Origin of the sequence: Alteromonas hispanica (genome assembly GCF_010500915.1) — a bacterium.
GTDB classification, from domain to species: Bacteria; Pseudomonadota; Gammaproteobacteria; order Enterobacterales; family Alteromonadaceae; genus Alteromonas; species Alteromonas hispanica.
This window is the reverse complement of record NZ_JAAAWP010000016.1, coordinates 21,945-42,117: the sequence shown is the minus strand read 5'-3', so window position 1 is coordinate 42,117 and position 20,173 is coordinate 21,945. Positions and strand designations below refer to the sequence as shown.

Below are 20,173 nucleotides of genomic sequence, written 5' to 3'. Positions count from 1 at the left end.
ACACAAAAGGCCACAACTTCACAAGTTATGGCCTTAAAAACGTAAATTACTTGATTATTCAACAGTTACCGATTTTGCTAAATTACGCGGCTGATCAACATCTGTACCTTTAATTAGGGCAACATAATAAGATAGCAATTGAAGGGGCACCGTATACACGATAGGAGCTATGATATCCTCGCAATGCGGAATATTAATCACGCGCATGGTATCGTCGCTTTCAAAGTGTGCGTCTACATCGGCAAACACATACATAATTCCGCCGCGAGCACGTACTTCTTCCACGTTAGACTTAAGCTTTTCAAGCAATTCGTCATTGGGGGCAACCACAATAACCGGCATCTCATCATCGATAAGTGCTAAGGGCCCGTGCTTTAATTCACCCGATGCATATGCTTCTGCATGAATGTAAGAGATTTCTTTAAGTTTCAGCGCTCCTTCCATGGCAATAGGGTATTGCGCTCCACGACCTAAAAACAAACTATGGTTTTTGTCGGCAAACTCTTCGGCAAGTTCTTCAATGACATCAGCAGTATTTAACGCCTCCTCAATTTTACCCGGAAGTGTTTTTATTGCCGAAATAATCTTTTGTTCGGTGCTTTCCTGCAATCCATTAAATTTACCAATAGCAAGAGTGAGCATTAAAAATGCCGTTAACTGCGTGGTAAATGCTTTGGTAGAGGCAACGCCAATTTCTGCCCCTGCTAATGTCATAAACGCTAGGTCTGACTCTCTCACCAGTGATGAGCCTGGCACATTACAAATAGTAAGTGCTGACATATAGCCAAGCTCTTTTGCCAAGCGAAGAGCAGCCAGCGTATCTGCCGTTTCACCACTCTGCGATATAGTTACTAACAGGCTGTTTTCGTGAACTGCCGATTTTCTATAACGAAACTCAGAAGCAATTTCTACCGAACAAGATACATTGGCGTACTCTTCTAGCCAGTAACGAGCTGTCATGCCCGCATGGTAACTGGTACCACAGGCGATAATTTGAACATGTTTAACTTGTTTTAAAATACTTTCAGCACCTTCGCCAAACAATGCGTCTGTACTGTGAATATGCTCAATTCTATCTTTAAGGGTATTTCTGATTACTGCCGGCTGCTCGTGTATCTCTTTAAGCATGTAATGTCTATAACCGGCCTTATCACCCGCGTCATGCTCTACGGTAGACTCGACAATTTCTCGCTCTACCTGCTTTCCGCTTTCGTCAAAGATAGTCACTTCGCGGCGTGTAACTTCGGCTACGTCGCCCTCTTCCAAGAAAATAAAACGACGAGTAACTGGTAATAGCGCAAGTTGATCAGATGCAATAAAATTTTCACCAAGCCCTAAACCAATAACAAGGGGGCTTCCCGAGCGTGCTACTACCATTTTTTCAGGGTCTTCTTTATCAATGACAACGGTACCGTAGGCCCCGGTAAAATGATTTACCGCTTTTTGAACTGCCTGTAACAACGATAGCCCCTCGTCGAGCATATTGTGCACAACGTGAGCAATGGTCTCGGTGTCGGTATCGCTGGTGAAGTTGTAGCCTTGTTCACTTAGCTGTTTACGAAGGGCAACGTAGTTCTCAATAATACCATTATGAACTACCGCCACGCGGCTAGAAGAAAAGTGAGGATGAGCGTTGTATTCTGTAACGCCACCGTGGGTAGCCCAGCGTGTGTGGGCAATGCCTGTTGTGCCTAGTGCAGTTTCGTTCTCAACGGCAGTGGCTAAGTTATTTACTTTGCCAACTTTTCGAATTCGATGCAGGTTACCATCCTTGTCTAGTAGCGCTACACCTGCAGAATCATACCCTCTATACTCAAGCCTTTTTAGGCCCTCGAGCAGTATTTCAACTACATTCCGTTCGGCTACTGCGCCTACAATTCCACACATCCCTTTTACTCCATACTTCGTAAAATAATTTTCAAATTTTTAGGACGTGTATTCTAATCGATTAAAAGCGTATAGCAACTTTCGTGTATAAAAATGGAGGCACAAGCTCGCTCACAAATAAGCACACCCATTCGAGAAAATTAAACGGAAAAAAGCAAAAAGAGAAGAGTTTCCTAAAAGCCTAAATAAACACCCAGTCTATATACGTGCTCGCCCATCGCATCTAAACCGTAGGAGGTCTCTACGCCCCAATATACGCTTCTAAAGCTAGAGCGATAATCAGCGCTAAAATTTAAGCCTGAATTAACAAGCTCGTTCGAGTTTTCTGCCAACAATGCCACCTGAGACCAGCCTAGCGAGGTAGTTAAGCTTTCATCAGCATTCATCAACCAAAACCATTGTGCCGTTAAGCTCTTTGCAGCGCTATTTTGCGCCTTGGTTGCAATAAAATGTGCAAGCGAAGTTTTGTTATCTTGATAGCCGTTGTTGTAAATGTCACTGTTGTAAAAGCCCTGGTCGTAGCGAGTTGCTTCTATTCTAAAAGAGCTATCGTTAATAACCGGGAAATAAATACCGATAGTAGCTGCATTTGGCTGCTCACCGTTATCACCTAGTACCTTTCTAGTAACATGCTCACCATAAATCGAATAGTGGAACCCCAAAACCTCATGGTTATACCTAGCTCGAAGTGCATAACGCCTGTCGGCTTGCGCCTCGCTGAAAGAGGAGTTTTCAGCACTTCCTAAGTTATTAGCGGTAAGGGCCTCAAAAAATTCACTACCCCCAGCATCTCTCACACCGCCACCAAATACGGTAGTGTGGGCAAAACCAAGCGTTATCTGCCTAATGGGCGAAAAGTTAAAAGTTGCGCCCGTTATATATGGCTTGTCTTGTTCAAATATGTCGCCAGAATATATGCCCACTTCATTATTTAACCTTCCTGCAAACACTTCATAATTAATATCGAATGCACTTATTGGCACAACATTGCTAGCCGACACACTAGCGAAAGCTTCTGATTCATTTGAGAGTAGCAACGAGTTAATTCGCCCCACCGACCACCAGCGAGACTTATACCCTATATCAAGTTGTAAAATATCAACGCCAACATGCACCATACCCTGGGCTTTATTCACGTTGTATTCACTGATAACTGCGCTGGCGCTTACGCCTATATTATCGGAGTACATTGCATAACCAGCAGTTTCTAAAAGTAATCTGCTTTCTCCGTCTGCACCAAAATGATATGGGTTGCTAATGCTGTTGTTACTGGATGCCAGCGACACTTGCATTAAGCTAGTGCTAGTTCGCTCTTTGTGATTGCGCAAATAGGGGGCAAGATCTCGATAAAGCAGTGGGTGCGTGGTTTGAATTTTACGCGCCAAAGCAGTAACTTGCGCTATTTTATAGGGCTTATTTAGCGACGCTTCGCCAGCAATAGCACCCAACCTTTCTATCTTTTGTGCAATGTGATTAGGTAAATTTAAGGGTAAGTATGGCGACACCCCGGCACTGTATACAACTTGAGAATATGAAAGACTGATAACAACGCAAACTGCTATCAGTAAACTCGAATTACTAGGGCGCATGAACAACATCCAGTCTGTTAAAATGTGAAACAGTTATTAGTGAGTAAGTTTTAGCTCTTCGGCTTTTTTAGTATTAGCTAACTGCCGCTCTAACCACACTAAATCACATATTTCATCGGTTGGGGCAAAGCCTGTTGGCGCCTTCAATAAAATATCTCGAATTCGCTCATGTTCGAAGTTATGGCATGCTTCATCTAAATTATTTAAAATAATTTCTAATTCAGACCAAGTAAGTTTATTTTCATGGGCTGTCATAATGCGTTCATGGGTAGTGCCTTCCACATTATCACCAATCAATAGCTCCTCGTACAGTTTCTCTCCTGGGCGCAGGCCTGTGCATTGTATTTCAATGTCGCCATCTGGCGTTTTATCATCTTTTACGGTAAAGCCAGATAAGTGAATCATTTTAGTGGCTAAGTCTTTTATCTTAACTGGGTCTCCCATATCGAGTACGAAGACATCGCCCCCCATACCCATGGCACCCGCTTGAATAACTAACTGTGCGGCCTCTGGTATGGTCATAAAGTAACGGGTAATATCTTGGTGGGTTAGTGTTACCGGCCCGCCCTGTTTAATTTGCTTTCTGAATAATGGCACAACCGACCCAGAAGAGCCTAACACATTGCCAAAGCGCACCATGCAGAACCGAGTGTTAGACTGCTCTTCTGCTAATGCCTGCAACACCAATTCAGACATACGCTTTGTAGTGCCCATTACATTAGTTGGCCTAACTGCTTTGTCGGTAGACACAAGCACAAACGTTTCCACATTATTTTTTATTGCCGCTTTAGCTGTGTAAAGCGTACCGAAGATATTATTTCTTACACCTTCCACCACATTATGCTCAACCAAAGGCACATGTTTGTATGCAGCCGCATGATAAACAGTTTGTACGCCGAATGCGCCCATTACTGCTTCTAACCTATTTTGGCGTTGCACAGACCCCATAATAGGCAAAATTTCTACTCTTAAAGAGCGTCTTTCTACATATTGGCTGAGCTCGCGCTCTATTGAGTACAAAGCAAACTCGGAAAGCTCGAACAATACAACTTTTTTTGGTTCATTTTTTACAATTTGACGGCAAAGCTCAGAACCAATTGAACCACCAGCACCTGTAACCATTACCACCTTATCTTTAATATCAGCATGCATAAGCGCTGTTTTTGGTGAAACCGGATCTCTCCCCAAAAGATCTTCTACCTCCACGTCTTTTACTTGGTCTACCTCTACCGCACCTGCAACCACATCGGACATACCTGGAATGGTTTGTACCTTAACCGAATACTTTTCTAACTTTTGGAGGATGTTTTTTCGAACTGATCGAGATGTACTTGGAAGCGCCAAAAGCACTTTTTGAACATGCTCTTGATCAATGAGCAGTTTTAGTTCATCGACAGGGTGTACCAAATGCCCTTCTATCGTGGAGCCTTGTTTGTTTTTATCATCATCGATAAAAGCGACAACCCTATACTCAGCACCATGGCGAAGCGCTAAAGCCAGCTGTCTCCCAGCAGAACCCGAGCCATAAATAATAACTGGCTTTCGTTTTGATGAGCTCACTTTTCCTACCAAGGCGCGTACCACAATTCTACTTCCTCCAACTAGGAGGAGGGAAAATGAAGCAAAGATGAAAGGGACCGTGCGAGGGATATCCACACGCATTAGGAACGAAATACCTACAAGACCCAAACTAGAAGTCGCAACGCCTAATATGATTGCATTGATTGCATTGAGACCAACATAGCGTAAAACAGCTCTGTAAAGGCCTAGCTTTACAAATACAAAAACACTTATCGGGATAAGACTACATATTACCAACCAAGTTTTATTTTCCTGTAGTGGTTCGAAGGAGTCCATTCTAATTATCATCGCTGCCCAGAAAGCAAACAATAAAAATAGCGAGTCGATAACGAGCGTTATTATCCGCTTTTGAGGGCGCGGAAGAGATAATATGGTCTTTACGATAGTATGCAAAATATATTCCTGCTTAAAAACATGCCCACTTAAACGGATACGTCTTAAATATAGTATCTTTGGTTTTTAACGATTACTAGTGCGTAACATAGGGTTAAACACAATAAGATCTATAAAAAATTTGAAGCGTGTCTAAGAACGAACAATAAAAAGAGACCGTTTACCATGATCTCTTTTTTATTAAGTTCCATATATTAAGTGCTTCATTTAATAGGACATAATACTAATTTATGCGAAATGAGTCGCGGCTGTATACTTTTTCTAGCACGTCTTCAATATCTGTGGTTACGCGGTTAGCAACTATCACATCAGCCTCTTTCTTAAACGCTTCTAGATCGTTTACTACGCGAGAACGGAAGAACTCATCTTCAGTGAGTACAGGTTCGTAAACTATAACTTCAATGCCTTTAGCTTTAATACGCTTCATAATGCCCTGAATGGCACTAGCACGGAAGTTATCAGAACCCGACTTCATGATAAGGCGGTAAATACCAACAATTTTTGGATTGCGGCTTACGATAGAGTCGGCGATAAAATCTTTGCGGGTACGGTTAGCATCTACAATAGCTTGAATCATGTTGTTTGGCACTTCGCTGTAGTTAGCTAACAGCTGCTTTGTATCTTTCGGTAAGCAGTAACCACCGTAACCAAAACTTGGGTTGTTGTAGTGCCCGCCAATGCGAGGGTCTAAACTCACGCCTTCAATTATCTGTTTAGTATCTAAACCAGCACGTTCTGCATAGCTGTCTAGCTCGTTGAAGTACGCAACGCGCATAGCTAAATAAGTATTAGCAAAAAGCTTAATCGCTTCTGCTTCAGTGCTGTCGGTAAACAGTACATCTATGCCTTCTTTGATTGCACCCTGCTCTAGCAACTTAGCAAATATTTCAGCTCGCTCGGTACGCTCGCCCACAATAATGCGGCTAGGGTGTAGGTTGTCATAAAGGGCTTTACCTTCGCGAAGGAATTCAGGCGAGAAGATAATATTATCGCTGCCGTGACGCGCTTTAGCCTCTCGGGTAAACCCAACGGGTACAGTAGATTTAATTACCATCACTGCTTTTGGGTTAACCGCCAACACGCTTTGAATAACCGCATCGACGCTGCTGGTGTTGAAGTAATTTGTTTGCGTATCGTAGTCGGTAGGCGTGGCAATAATAACGTAATCCGCATCGCGGTAAGCTACTTCGGCGTCTAGAGTAGCTTCTAAATCAAGCTCTTTGGTGCTTAAGTATTCCGATAGCTCTTTATCTTCAATAGGAGATTTTCGGTTGTTTAGCATCTCAACTTTTTCAGGTACTAAGTCAATAGCCTTCACTTCATTATGTTGAGCTAACAAAACGGCATTTGATAAGCCCACATATCCTGTTCCCGCGACTGTGATTTTATATTTTTGCATTCTAACCTTATTTATTTCTTAATCGTCAATTGTAAAAGAGATTTACGTTTTATTTTTTAATAACCAGAGATTGGGGACTAATTAAGCAACTCCACAACCATTGCCTACCTTTCATACTAACAACTGTCAACTTAATTAGTAACTACTGACTCATTTACAGCCTCTAACAAAGCGCTTTCTACACTATCAACTGTTGCGACTCTTGAAAATTTATGATTTGCTAAGTAGGCACAAGCATCCTTCGCTCTACACAACTCTTCCTCGCTTGAGAGGAACTGAGAAATAGCAAGCGCTGCATCTTTGAAATCATTTTGGCTTAACACAAGACCGCACTTATGTTGTTTGATAAATTCCGATTGCCACCCTCCGTAATTTATGGCTACTGGCGTACCGGAAGCCAATGCATCGAAAAGCTTATTAGCTGAGTTATGCCACATTTCTTTAATTGGTCCAAAAAGTGACAGTGCCATATCCGCACCAGACAAAACTTTTACTATTTCTGTCTTTGCAACCGGTGGTAGCAAATACAAATTATCGTTTAATACCCCGGAGGCCATTGCATTATCTTCGATAGTATCTTTTTCCATACCATCACCGATAGCTACAATACAAATCGACTTATCAACCTTTTTTAACTCTTTGGCCAAATTGACTAAATAGCCGACATTATTAATTGCTCCGAAAGTTCCTGCATAAACGACTAACTTGCGACCAGCTACGAATCCAAAGTTAGACTCTAGATAACGATGACCAACACTTGGGTCAACACTGAATAAATCAGTGTCGCAACTATTAGGGGCTAGTACAATTTTGTCCTCATCTATTCCCTTATCAAGAACACCTCTGCACATGCCAGGCGAAAGTCCAACAATACGACTACTATTACTGTATGCAGTTCTTTCTAACAACTGAGCCAACTTAATCAATAATGGACTTTTGAGAGCACCAATGGCGATCGGTAACTCTGGCCAAAGGTCTCGTACCTCAAAAACCAAAGGCTTTTTTCTGAACTTTTTGTAAATAATACCGGGTATGGCAATAGTAAGCGGAGTGCTTGTGGCGAAAACAACATCGCTGCTAATCTGAAGCGACTTTAAAGTAGCACGCAAACAAAAAGATAGAAATCGATATACTCGTTTAGGATAACTAAGTTTGTTCGAATAATCCTGTTTGAGGATATGTAGTTTGAACCCTTCTAATTCTACAAAATTCCACCCTTTTCTAAGGTTTTCTGCATTTGAATAAAAGGCTGAGGACGTAACAAATTCAACCGTATGCCCACGAGCGACTAGCCTTTTAGCTATTTCATACGACCTCGTACCCGCGTTAGAATCGGGAGTGGCAAAGTATTGATGGAGATATAAAATTTTCAAAATTATCTAACCTTGCTTAATTTTTTAAGTAATTGGTGCCAATTAACATTGGTGACAACGCTAGCAAAACGAAATTATCGGAAAGGTCACCAGAAAAAAGTGACCCAATAAAAATCACAAAAAACATGACACTAAAAACATAATTTATATTCAACTGTGATTTAAACCTTCTGATATTGACTACAGACAATGAGAAAGCGAATAAAAGGAGAATTATAGCTATTATACCGATAGCACCGTAATACATGTAAAGCTCTAAGAGAATATTATGCGGATATAAGTAGTATAAATACCACACATGACTAAAGTCTGAGTACGCGCTCCCCGTGAGCGGATTGGTTATATTCAAAAAATCTTTTACAAACAAGTACCGCGTATTATTTTCGAGCGAAAAGTCTAAAAGCCTGCTTGATACATCTAAATTAAGCAATAAAAGCCCACTTCCCACTCCGCAGATTCCTAAGATACATAAAAAACCAAAGGAAAAATAAAAGACCATAAGAAACGTCGCAAAAATAACAACTCCCCCCCGACTACCTATTTCGAAGAGTATATAAAGTACTAGCGTAGTCATAAGAAATTTCATTACTATCTCTTTTCGTAAGGTAGTGTTTGAGTATAGATTTTCAACACTGACAAACGCTAAAATGTATAGTGTTAAAACTATACGATATAAATTATTTGGGCCAAAAAGAAAAGAGAGTCTGCCATTTACTTTTTCACCGAACAACAACACAGCTATGCTAAACACTATAAAAATTAGAATCGTCGGTGAAAAACTTTCTTTTTTTAGCGAGTAACCAAAAATATAGATTACTGTATAAATACATGTAGCAGACGCAGCAAAAAAAGGCCATAACCAGTAGGAAGGTGTGTAGTTTATTTCAAGCTGAGTATTTTTAATTATTGCATAAATAAACAAGCTGAGTACGATGAAACTAGGCAATATAAAACTAATTTTAGGGTACCTTATCACTTTCAGGAAATACGGCGCCACAATTAAGAATATGATAAAGCTTGAAAAAAAAAGAGGAAGCCCGAACAGCGTCGAATTACCGCTAAATGCCAATACAATCAAAAAGCCAAAAATCAGGGTATTCTTTATGTAATCAAAAGACAATAAATACATAGAGAGTTCCAACGGTAAGAATCGCACAAACTGATGACAGTGTTCTCACTACCATGATCGAGTATGTAGCACCTACTACATCTCCTCTTGTGTCGTAAAGCTTTGCCAGCCTACTCTCTATGACAAATACATTAATCAATACAAATGCAGTGTTGAATAGAAAACTACTGTTTGATAGCGTAAGTCGGTATTCAGGTAATATTGAGGCAATTAATAACGGAATTATTATACCCAATAAATTAAAGTAGGTGGCTACTGCATTACTTATACTCAGGGTGTTCCAAACATTTCCAACTCGCTCACTCGCATCTATAATTGCTGTGCTTCGATATCTTCTAGCCATGAGTAAATTCGCAATACAGAGAAAAAACAGCGAAAAAATTAGCGGAACTACAAACTCTCTAAACGCAACGCCATAATCGATCAAAAAACCAAATATGAAATAGTAGCTAACAATGAAAAGTCTATTCACCACCATTATTTTCATCGCGCTATTATAACCCTTCGCTATAGTTCCCTTAATTGACAAGCTTGATTTGATGTAAATTTGATAGTGTTCTAAAGACTGTGCAATAAACAAAAATATAGCCAGTGCCCAGACAGCAATTGTCAATGTTTCTGAATTCATATCTTAATATCTTCTAGTGACAATGAACCATCATCTTTAAGAGTAAGATATTCATAACTAAATCCCAATTTACTGGCCATTGACATGTAGCAGAAGTTCATATGCCCTTTTTCAAAAATTTCAATAATTCTACAATTCTCACCTGCCCACAACATATTAGTGAACCCTGCTCCATGCGCTCCCGCAACAATGTGAGCATTAGTAAATAGCTCAATCTGACTAGCGACTGTTAGCTCCTCACAGCACACTACCATAAATCCTAAGTCCTCAAAAAAAGCCTCAACTTCTATAGAATTCTTTATGTCTCTACTTGGAGCTCTCCTCCTACTGATAAATAGCTTTTTACTCGGTTGGCCTTCATCTTTCCTGCTGACATAATTAGACCTAAGTACTTCGATGCTAAAGGGATGAATATAAGAATCGAACGGTTCCTTAGTGACTAAGAAAGCGTACTCTTGTCGAACCACACAATATTTTGGCACTCTTACTAATTCAAACCTATCCTCGTCAATAAACTGTTTAATCAGTTGCGCTTTCCACGTGACGTCTCCAGGCAAGACAATCCTTAATTTAGGAACGTTGTTCCTAAGCAACAAAAGAATATTCGCTAAGTCCTCAGTAATAAAGTGGTAAAAGTTTCTCTCATTTGCTAGATAACTTATACCTTCGACTAACTGAGATTTTCGCAGAGGCAGCCTCACAAATCCAATTGGTCTTTTTCTGTTGAGTATTGCCTCAGTCGCGATCACTTTATCATCAACTAAATAAGCCAAACCTGTTATGGAGTTGCATTCAAGGTTTTTCAGTAGGTAAGCATCTTTAGCATTATGTGCATAACTATCTCTGTATCCATACTCACACTTAATGCCAGCCGCACATTCAAATACCGCAGGCCCGCTTAGTGTAATTGCCTTTGAGAGACTTTTGATACGATGACGTACATGCAGAATATCGGCTTGTATCAAAGAATTATCTGAAACGAATAATTTGGAAAGTAAGTTTCTACCAAAAGCTAGAAATCTAAGCCTTTGATACAACATTTCTATAACAGATTGCATGTTAAGACCAATTCCTGTCTTTCATATCACTTATATAGTCGTTAAGACTATGAGTTGGTTCCCAACCGAGAGCTCTAGTTTTTTCTGTGATAACTTCAGCAGACATACGATTGCCTTTTCTTTCAGGCAACATCTCAATTTCCCCCCCAAACAACTCTGCAACTTCTTTAACCGTAAACGCCTCATTGCTCCCTATCCCAAAGCCATCACCATGCCCCTTTTCACCAACCAGCACTAAGCCATTTACGATGTCATCGACATGAGTAAAATTACGCACCTGCGTACCAGGGCTAACCACTGTTAAAGGGAGGTTACTCCTCATTTTTTCGGTAAAGAGCGCTATCAGTGTAGCGTATTTTCCTTGGGAGATTTCTCGCCTGCCGTAGACATTATAGAAATATACTATCGCATAATCTAAACCAAACCACTCGCTGTAACATTCGACCAATTCTGTGTTAGAAGCTTTTGACCAACCATAAGGACTTTGAAACTTGCCTAATCCACCATCTCCGAATTTAGTACTGCTTCCAGCATAAACAAGCTTTACTTCATGCTTTCTGCAAAATTGTAGCACTGAAAACGTTCCTCGTTTATTGTACTCCCACACCAATTCAATATCTTCAAAACTTTGCTCTACTCTTGAGTATTCACCAAGATGAAATACCAAATCGGGCACGAAAGATATAAGCTCACTAATCTCAGCAGTGTCACCCTTGATGTAATTTACCTTGTCCACGTGATTCCTTTCGCTTCCGGTGAAATAATTGTCTAAACTGTAAACTTCGTAACTGTGAGTAAGTTGCTCACACAAGTGGCTACCTACGAAGCCTGCTCCACCGGTAACTAAAACTTTTTTCATAACAGTATTTCCTTTCTTTTTAACTTCCACTTCATTCGGATTCAGGAATAATATTCAAGATATAATCGTTAAGGCGTACAAAATCAAAAACAATGTTTTGCTGAGTAAGCCATCAACCTCATAAACTACTTCGGCCACCAAGGCAATTTACTTACTTAAAAGGACCGAACGTTTAGTAAGTAACCTTATAGAGTAGCCTGCGCCAATACAGCGCTAAGCTTATTACACATTGTTACCATTTCTTCTTTTGTTAAGGAAGGGTGTACTAGCATCATCAAAGATGTTTCTCCCAACTCTTTGGCATTGGCAAGCCTTTTTTTTGGTCTCCAGGGGGTATTGTCGAACGCTTTTTCCAAATAGACCTCTGAACAACTGCCTTGCATACAAGGAACTCCCGCTTCAGTCATCGCTTCTACAATTTTATCACGACTCCATCCATGGGCCAGTTTTTCAGGTCGTACGAAAAAATAATGCTTATATTCGGCATGTTCACAATGTTCCGGCACATCCACTCGCCTAATACATGGAAATCGACTCAAAACACGCTCCAGCATACGACCGTGAGATTGTCTAATCTCGGTCCACTTGGTCATTCTTTTTAGTTGAATTCGGCCTATTGCTGCTTGCATTTCCGTCATTCGCCAGTTGGTGCCAAAACTTTCATGAAGCCACCTAAAACCAGGAGGGTGCTGTGTATTGTATACAGCATCGTAACTCTTACCATGGTCTTTGTAACTCCACATGCGACTCCACAATTCCTTGGAGTTAGTGGTAACCATTCCGCCTTCGCCGCCTGTTGTCATTATTTTGTCTTGGCAGAAACTCCATGCACCAATATGCCCAATACTACCAACAGAGCGGCCTTTGTATTTTGCGCCATGAGCCTGTGCACAGTCTTCAATAACGTAAAAACCATGTTTCTTACTCAAAGCCATTATTGCATCCATTTCAGCTGGCATTCCTGCAAGGTGGACGACAATAACCGCTTTAGTATTCTCTGTAAGCACTGCTTCAATGCTCTCGGCTGTAATATTCTGACTATTTAAATCGACGTCGGCGAAAACAGGAGAAGCGCCTGCAGTTACTATGCTGCTCGCAGAGGCAAGAAAAGTTCGGGGGGTCGTTATTACCTCGTGGCCCACACATACGCCAGCTGCTTTTAAAGCAACATCTAACGCTAATGTTCCATTACCCAGAGCAACCGCATATTCGGCATTTGCCCAAGAGGCGAACTCTTTTTCAAATTCTCTTCCCTCAGTGCCCGTCCAATAATTTACTTTATTTGATAAAAGCACTCGGCTTACCGCGTCGGCCTCTTCTTGAGAAAATAATGGCCATGGAGAAAACTGTGAATGTAACATTTTATACTTCCTTAATTTTGGCTGGAACGCCAACTGCAGTCGCTCGTTCAGGTATATCGTTGATAACCACACTCCCAGCGCCAATCACTGAATATCCATTGACAGATACGAGTTGTTTGACCACTGCGCCCGCTCCAACCCAGGCACATTTGCCCACTTCGACTCCCCCAGCCAGCGTCGCATTCGGAGAAATATGGCAGAACTCATTCAACATACAATCATGCTCGACCACTGCACATGTGTTTACGATGACGCCGCATTTTACTTGAGCAAACGCGTTTATGGTAGCGCCAGCCATTACGACAGCTCCCTCAGCTATCATAGCATAACGACTGATTGCAGCGTTTGGATGGGCTATAACTGGGAATCTGCCCCCAGCCTGCTTAAGCTGAACTTGCTTCTGTTGCCGTATAAGATTGTTGCCTATTGCGATACATATTTCATAATCATGTGCACTGTTCAATAAATCAGTTGAGCAACCAATAATTTGCCAATGCTCGACTTTCTCTTTTGTCGGGAAAGCATCGTCAAAAAAAATTACATCGTAACCGTTTAGTTCTGCAATATCTGCGACTACCTTGCCATGACCACTTGCGCCAAGAATTGCGAGCTTACGCATCCTCATTATTACCTTTAAACGGCTCGATAGTTACGTGGCCTTCTGCTGAGATCCCCTCTTTAACGAAAACTTTTTTAATAGTAAGAAATAGAATTTTGATATCAAGCCAAAGAGAACGATTGTCTACATACCAAACGTCAAGCTTAAATTTTTCTTCCCAACTCAATGAGTTTCTGCCATTTACTTGTGCCCACCCCGTAACACCTGGTCGAACCTCGTGGCGGCGCTTCTGCTCGTTACTATAGAGAGGGAGATATTGCACCAGTAAAGGCCTTGGACCTACAAGACTCATATCACCTTTTACCACATTCCAAAGTTCAGGTAATTCATCTAAACTGGAATTTCGCAACTTCGATCCAAACTTTGTCAGGCGTTGACCGTCAGGTAACAAGACCCCATTCTCGTCTCTGGAATCGTTCATGCTTCTAAATTTTATCATTTCAAAAATTTTTCCACCTTTGCCTGGTCGCTTTTGTCGAAAAATTACCGGCGATCCAACGTGATAACGTATTTTAATCGCAATTATAAGGAAAATGGGGGACAATACCGCGAGGCAAAATAGTGCTAAGGTTATGTCAAACAGTCTTTTCATGGAAGAGCTACTCATTTTAGTGATACTGAGGTTAATTTGTGACTATTCAATTGAAGTTAATGTTTCAATATTTTTGATAAGCTTTGTTTGACAACTATGTAGCTAACCACCAGCAGAAATGTCAAGAGTCCCATCACTGTGCATATCAACAAGATCTTTGGACCCTCCTCTTTTTCGGGTATAACAGCAGGATCGATGACTTTAAACGCATATTCATGACGTATCTTTGCTAGCATCATCGTTTGCACTTGTTTTTCAATTAATTGATAAAAAACATTCTTCATATCTGCTAAGCCTGTTGAATCCAATGCATCTTTTAAGTAAGTAATGCTATTTTCGGCATCCTGTACATCATTCGTTCGAATTCTATCGTTCAGTGCCTCCACAATTTTTTTTACAGTTGAACGAGCAAAAAAGGGAGAAAAATGTGTTACCGCCACTTTCACTAATCCAGTGTCTTTTTCCTGTAACACGGAAAGATGCTGCTCAATGAACTTATCATACACTTCAAAGTCGCTGGGCTCTTCAGTTTTAAGCGACTGCGATTTTCGTACCCATCTTTGTTTTTCTGCTATATAAACTGAATTATCAAATAATAATTCATCTCTTTCGCTATCCCACCCCTCAGCAGCCATTATTTGAGGCTTTAAATTATTCGAATTTATAAACTCGCTAATGAATGATCGACTTTGCAATATTTCAAGTGCAATTGTCGCCTTGTTTCCAGAAGTTGTCCCTAAATTAACCCCAGCAAGTGTTGCCAACCCACCTAATTGGCCAGCAAGCAAATTGAGACCATTCCCTTCTGAGTCAGTAACTGGGGATAGTAGCACTTCACTTTTATAAACCTTAGGTAGACTCAGCGAATAAAGAAGGACTAGCAGAGTGCTGAATATAGTAATAAATATTATGGAGTACTTTTTGTCCCAAATGGCATTTATTGCTTCTAGTAGGTCGACCCCACTTTTAAATTCACTATTATCTTTGCGATGTACGTCACTGGATGTTTTATTCAAAATTTAAGCTTCCTACTAAAAACTGTTTATTCCATTAAGCGCTGCAACAGCAATCGCTGTATTATACAGAATTCCAGTTGCAGTGCTCCATAGGCTCAACGTATCTCTATACTCTGTATCTAGCGGCACAACAATAGTATCGCCAGGGGCTAATCGGCTTTCTAACGAATACCAGTTGAACATACTTGGCTGGTATACTGAACCGTTTGCTCGTACTACATAAATTCGAGAGTCGTCTGCACGCGCCTTCAAACCGCCAGAACGTGAGAGATAGTCACTTACATCTACGTTAGGGTCGTATATGTGAGAAGTTGGGTACTGCACCTCACCCAATACAGTCACGCTTTGCGATATTTTGGGCACATAAAGCGCGTCGCCTGCATTTAGCGCAAGGTCTAGCGATTCTTCGCCTGCTATTAATGCAGGAAGGTCGATTACCAAACGGCCTACAGCATCTGTTGTGTCTAACCTATCTTTTAAGCGATTTGCTTCATCGGCAGAGAGGTTTTGCACATCGTCGCTTTTATCAACACTTAGCGAAGCTATTTCGTTTTCAAGTTCCTTTGATAGACGTTCAATTTGTTCTTGTTCACGTATCCTAAGTGATTCGCGAGTAAAAATTGCACCATCTGCAAAAGCAAGTTCTGTTAAGCCGCCAGCACGATGTATCACTGAACTTAGTGTTTCGCCCTCTTGCAGCACGTAAGTGCCCGGGAATTTTACTTCACCAGCTAATTTGATTGTTCGGCGCTCTCGCCATTCTGGAATGCGTTTTATCAATAATGAGTCTAAAGGCTGTAATTTAACCTCATCGCTTAGCGATACTCGCTGATGCGTTAATGCTGCTGTAGATGTGTCGTTAGTTTCAAAGCGCGTTAGCTCTGCATCAAGCATATAACTTGAATCGTTAAGGCCCCCAGCAAGCGATATGAGGGTTTGTTGAGTCATGCCCTCAACAAAGGGGTAAATACCAGGAAAGCGAACATCGCCACTAATTGTAATTAACTGCTGCGTGAAGCCTTTAGCTGACTGCTGTGCAAGTTCATCTACTAGGTCTTCAATTAACTCATCACGCGGATTATCTTTATCAAATACATATAAGCGGTCTAGTGGATGCAGCTTTTCGCTGTTAGTAGTGCTTATATCAATATATTTAAGTTCGGTTTTAAACGTTTCTTGATTAAGTCGAGCCACTAATACAAAGTTTAATTCTGCATCTTGGGTGTAACCCATTGCTGCACGAAGTGCGTTACTTGCCGTAGAGTTTTCGCTTAAAGGGTAAGTACCCGGGTTTCTTACGGCGCCTTTTACTGTAACTACTTTTGGTGGCTCTGCTAAGCTAGTCTGCTCTTTTAACTGGTTTATAACTGGCTGCAGGCGCTCAGCACGTTCCGGCTTGCGGCTGAATACATACACAGTGTCTTTTGCACTGAGCGTTAAGTCTTGCGAGGAATCTTGCTGCGTGAGGTATTGTGAATAATTAACATCGTAGGCTGTTATAGCACCCGTTAAAGGGTCTTCACGGGTAACAAGAACGTAGTTTAAATCGGGCTGTGTTTTAAAATCGTGTATATCGCGCAGTAACGAGCTTAAACGCATGCCCTCTTGCCAACCGTAAACGCCAGGGCGAGCAACATGCCCTAACAGGGTTACGCTATTTTCTAATGCATCTAATGTTGAACTTACGGCAACAATATCACCGTTTTGTATTTTATTTTCTTTGTTATTGTTAAGGTTAACGTTAATAACTTGGCTTAAGCCTTTTGCTGTTATTCGCTGCAGTTTAACAATGCTGCTGTATGCATTAGGTAGCAGGCCGCCTGCAAGCTTTACAACATCGCGTACCGTTTCCTCACCATCTAACTCGTAAATAGCAGGGCGAGGCACTGCACCTTTTACTGATACACTTTTACCCTTTGTAGGAATAAATACTACGTCGCCCGCCATTAAGCTTACATCACCGCTGGTATCGCCTTTAAGAAGCAGGTCGTACAAGTCGAGATTTGCTACCACGTTGCCGTTGCGTTTCACTTCTATATCGCGCAGCGAGCCAATATCGTTCACCCCACCTGCCGCAAAAATGGCTTGGGTAACGGTAGATAAAGAGCTAATTGTATAAGAGGCGGGCTTATAAGCTTCACCCAACACAAAAACGCGTATCGAGCGTAATTCGCCCATTGTTATGTTACTGCGAACACCAATAATACGGTTACTTATTTCAGCGCTTAGCTCTTCACGAACGTTTGCAAAAGTTTGTCCAACTACTGAGTAAGGGCCTAATTTGGGTATTTCAATATCGCCTTGGCGATTTACCGTAAGTGAATAGTCTTGTGATTCTTTGCCGTATATTTGAATGCGCAGCGTATCGCCCGGGCCCAGAACATATTCGCTGGGTACCGGCACGTCTGAAACAGGAGCAAATGTGCTTGGCTCGCCAGCAAACAGTTGGTAGCCAAATGGTTTAAGCTCATCTGATTTTTGCTGTTTGAAGAAGTCGTTTGTTACTTTTTCGCTATTTGTGCTTTCTTCAGTTTCGTTAGGCTGTGCGTTTCTGTTTTCAATTTCTGCGCCGGTTTGCGATGTCATAATAGAGTTATCTAACTCTGCATCGTTCCTGCGAGTAGTACCTCTTTCGCCTACAAGCTCGTTAAGCGTAGGAGAAGGCTGTGAGTTTGCACCAGATTGCTGAGTTAGCGCATCTAGATCTACGCCGTATTGCCGAGCAAGCGCTTCTTGCTGCGCTCTGGGCAATTTTGAAAACATTTCAATTTGTTCTGGCGTAGGAGTGGCTGCAGAGACTTGCAACGCTACAGTAGCCATTAGCGATGCAATGAGTAAACACACTTTTTTCACATTTATTCCCTTTATCTTTTGCGGAATTACCACAACGAGCTTCCCGAGCAAATCGACCGTGTGCCGACCGTATGTTTTCGGAGGCCGCATTCTACCTATTTAAACCTGAAATTTCCAACCGTTAATAATTAAAATTCAAGTGGATCACCATTTTTTCAGATTACGAACAAACTTGTGAAGTAGGAAGTTTTGTAAGAAGAAATTCAGGTAAGCATAGGATTTATAATTATGCTTACCTTTATAGTAGTTTTTAATGATAGTAGTTTTTAATGATTTAGCTCAATGGCTATTTGGCTACCCGCCCATATCTATCAGAAAAACGAACAATATCGTCTTCGCCTAAATAAGCGCCCGACTGGACTTCAATTAGCTCTAGTGGAATTTTACCAGGGTTTTCTAGCGCGTGAACTGCGCCGATAGGGATGTAAACCGACTGATTTTCAGTTACTAAAGTAGTTTTTTCATCTATGGTTACATTGGCGCTGCCGGATACTACAATCCAATGCTCAGCGCGGTGATGATGCATTTGAACTGAGAGTTTTTCGCCTGGTTTAACTGTAATGCGTTTTACTTGGAAGCGTGAACCGCTGTCTATAGAGTCATAGCTTCCCCACGGGCGAAATACTTCGCGATGAAATTCAAACTCTGGGCGCTTTTCGGCTTTTAGTTTGTTTACTACTATTTTAATGCTTTGTGCGTCGTCTTTGTGGGCTACCATTACGGCATCTTTCGTTTCTACAACTATCACGTCTTCTAGCCCGATTACAGAAACTAAACGCTGTTCTGCGTTCACATAACTATTTTTCGTGTTTTCTAAAATTGTATCGCCAACGGTAGCGTTGCCGTTTTCATCTTTTTCAGCGGTTTCCCATAGGGATGTCCAACTGCCTACGTCGCTCCAGCCTGCATCTAGCGGTACCATAGCGGCGCTATCGGTTTTTTCCATTACCGTATAGTCGATAGAATCGTCTGGGCAGGTTGCAAAAATATCGTGGTCTACGCGGATAAAGTCTAAGTCTGGTGTTTTAGTGTCGATAGCGCGCTTACATACGTCTAGCATTTCAGGGTTGTATTTGGCCAGCTCTTCTAAGTAACGGCTGGCCTTGAACATAAACATGCCGCTATTCCAAAAGTAACTGCCAGAATCGACATATTCTTTGGCTGTTTCTAATGCTGGCTTTTCAACGAATTCGGCTACTTCGAACCCATCACCTAATTCGCTGCCCGCCTTAATGTAACCATAGCCTGTGTGCGGCTTATCTGGCACTATACCGAAAGTAACAAGCTTACCTTCTTCGGCTAACTTTTCAGCTTTTTCGATAGCGTTGTGGAAAGCTTGGTTATTTTGAATAAGATGATCTGCTGCTAGTACAAGCAGCACTGGGTCTTCGCCGTCAATAGTTGCGTGCAAAGCTGCTAATGCGATAGCTGGCGCTGTATTTCGGCCTACTGGCTCTAGTAGTATGCCGCCATGGTGAATATCTTTTTGGCGCAGCTGTTCGGCCACTAAAAAGCGGTGTGCATCGTTACAAATGAAAATTGGGCTTTGAGCTTTGGTGCCATTTAAGCGGGTTATGGTGTCTTGCAGCATGGTGCTGTCTGATGTTAACGACAAAAACTGCTTTGGAAGTGCTGCACGAGACTTTGGCCATAAACGGCTACCAGAGCCGCCAGCTAATACTACTGGTTTCATTGTAATATCCTTGATGTGTGGGTGTTGTGCCCGCTTCCTGAAACTTGAACGTATTTAAGAAGTATACAAAGGTTTGTATTGCGATGAAATGGCAAATAGTTGGGATTAATAAAAATGGGGTCAGAACGAAAGTTCTGACCCCA

Annotated in this window: 14 protein-coding genes; all 14 read right to left on the bottom strand. The window is 41.5% G+C overall.

The genetic code is table 11. From position 1 onward, the window contains the following. Positions 1–54: 54 nt before the first annotated feature. Entirely contained in the window at positions 55–1,887 is a 1,833-nt protein-coding gene (glmS, locus tag GTW09_RS16970; protein ID WP_163112813.1) for a glutamine--fructose-6-phosphate transaminase (isomerizing), read from the bottom strand. Between the two features lie 173 nt (positions 1,888–2,060). Next, the gene (locus GTW09_RS16965; protein WP_163112812.1) at positions 2,061–3,476 is read right to left on the bottom strand and encodes a capsule assembly Wzi family protein; all 1,416 of its coding nucleotides are present in this window, start codon (positions 3,474–3,476) and stop codon (positions 2,061–2,063) included. A 36-nt stretch (positions 3,477–3,512) separates the two neighbouring features. After that, positions 3,513–5,450, bottom strand: coding sequence for a polysaccharide biosynthesis protein (locus GTW09_RS16960; RefSeq protein ID WP_163112811.1), 1,938 nt, complete (start codon positions 5,448–5,450; stop codon positions 3,513–3,515). Positions 5,451–5,673: 223 nt separating this feature from the next. Beyond that, positions 5,674–6,849, bottom strand: coding sequence for a nucleotide sugar dehydrogenase (locus tag GTW09_RS16955; protein ID WP_163112810.1), 1,176 nt, complete (start codon positions 6,847–6,849; stop codon positions 5,674–5,676). Positions 6,850–6,980: 131 nt separating this feature from the next. After that, the gene (locus GTW09_RS16950; protein ID WP_163112809.1) at positions 6,981–8,222 is read right to left on the bottom strand and encodes a glycosyltransferase family 4 protein; all 1,242 of its coding nucleotides are present in this window, start codon (positions 8,220–8,222) and stop codon (positions 6,981–6,983) included. 1,109 nt (positions 8,223–9,331) lie between these two features. Continuing rightward, entirely contained in the window at positions 9,332–9,979 is a 648-nt protein-coding gene (locus tag GTW09_RS16945; RefSeq protein WP_163112808.1) for a hypothetical protein, read from the bottom strand. Beyond that, the gene (locus tag GTW09_RS16940; protein WP_163112807.1) at positions 9,976–11,037 is read right to left on the bottom strand and encodes a glycosyltransferase family 61 protein; all 1,062 of its coding nucleotides are present in this window, start codon (positions 11,035–11,037) and stop codon (positions 9,976–9,978) included. Before GTW09_RS16940 ends, GTW09_RS16945 begins: the two co-directional genes overlap by 4 nt. 1 nt (position 11,038) lies before the next feature. Then, positions 11,039–11,896 carry an NAD-dependent epimerase/dehydratase family protein gene (locus GTW09_RS16935; protein WP_163112806.1) on the bottom strand — a complete coding sequence of 286 codons (858 nt, stop codon included), beginning with the start codon at positions 11,894–11,896 and terminating at the stop codon, positions 11,039–11,041. 185 nt (positions 11,897–12,081) lie between these two features. Beyond that, positions 12,082–13,257, bottom strand: coding sequence for a DegT/DnrJ/EryC1/StrS family aminotransferase (locus GTW09_RS16930; RefSeq protein WP_163112805.1), 1,176 nt, complete (start codon positions 13,255–13,257; stop codon positions 12,082–12,084). A 1-nt stretch (position 13,258) separates the two neighbouring features. Continuing rightward, positions 13,259–13,876, bottom strand: coding sequence for an acetyltransferase (locus GTW09_RS16925; RefSeq protein ID WP_203565813.1), 618 nt, complete (start codon positions 13,874–13,876; stop codon positions 13,259–13,261). Next, positions 13,869–14,468, bottom strand: a complete 600-nt coding sequence (locus GTW09_RS16920; protein WP_163112804.1) for a sugar transferase — start codon at positions 14,466–14,468, stop codon at positions 13,869–13,871. Before GTW09_RS16920 ends, GTW09_RS16925 begins: the two co-directional genes overlap by 8 nt. A 56-nt stretch (positions 14,469–14,524) precedes the next feature. Continuing rightward, the gene (locus GTW09_RS16915; protein WP_163112803.1) at positions 14,525–15,484 is read right to left on the bottom strand and encodes a Wzz/FepE/Etk N-terminal domain-containing protein; all 960 of its coding nucleotides are present in this window, start codon (positions 15,482–15,484) and stop codon (positions 14,525–14,527) included. Positions 15,485–15,499: 15 nt separating this feature from the next. Further along, a complete protein-coding gene (locus tag GTW09_RS16910) occupies positions 15,500–18,337 on the bottom strand; it encodes an SLBB domain-containing protein (RefSeq protein WP_163112802.1) in 2,838 nt (945 codons plus the stop codon). 286 nt (positions 18,338–18,623) lie between these two features. Then, on the bottom strand, positions 18,624–20,030 hold the full coding sequence (locus GTW09_RS16905) for a mannose-1-phosphate guanylyltransferase/mannose-6-phosphate isomerase (RefSeq protein WP_163112801.1): 1,407 nt from the start codon (positions 20,028–20,030) through the stop codon (positions 18,624–18,626). Positions 20,031–20,173 lie beyond the last annotated feature (143 nt).

Excerpts from the sequence above, each read along its gene's own strand:
- glmS (WP_163112813.1), bottom strand. The coding sequence starts at position 1,887 with ATGTGTGGAATTGTAGGCGCAGTAGCCGAACGGAATGTAGTTGAAATA.
- GTW09_RS16965 (WP_163112812.1), bottom strand. The coding sequence starts at position 3,476 with ATGCGCCCTAGTAATTCGAGTTTACTGATAGCAGTTTGCGTTGTTATC.
- GTW09_RS16955 (WP_163112810.1), bottom strand. The coding sequence starts at position 6,849 with ATGCAAAAATATAAAATCACAGTCGCGGGAACAGGATATGTGGGCTTA.
- GTW09_RS16945 (WP_163112808.1), bottom strand. The coding sequence starts at position 9,979 with ATGAATTCAGAAACATTGACAATTGCTGTCTGGGCACTGGCTATATTT.
- GTW09_RS16940 (WP_163112807.1), bottom strand. The coding sequence starts at position 11,037 with ATGCAATCTGTTATAGAAATGTTGTATCAAAGGCTTAGATTTCTAGCT.
- GTW09_RS16935 (WP_163112806.1), bottom strand. The coding sequence starts at position 11,896 with ATGAAAAAAGTTTTAGTTACCGGTGGAGCAGGCTTCGTAGGTAGCCAC.
- GTW09_RS16930 (WP_163112805.1), bottom strand. The coding sequence starts at position 13,257 with ATGTTACATTCACAGTTTTCTCCATGGCCATTATTTTCTCAAGAAGAG.
- GTW09_RS16925 (WP_203565813.1), bottom strand. The coding sequence starts at position 13,876 with ATGCGTAAGCTCGCAATTCTTGGCGCAAGTGGTCATGGCAAGGTAGTC.
- GTW09_RS16920 (WP_163112804.1), bottom strand. The coding sequence starts at position 14,468 with ATGAAAAGACTGTTTGACATAACCTTAGCACTATTTTGCCTCGCGGTA.
- GTW09_RS16905 (WP_163112801.1), bottom strand. The coding sequence starts at position 20,030 with ATGAAACCAGTAGTATTAGCTGGCGGCTCTGGTAGCCGTTTATGGCCA.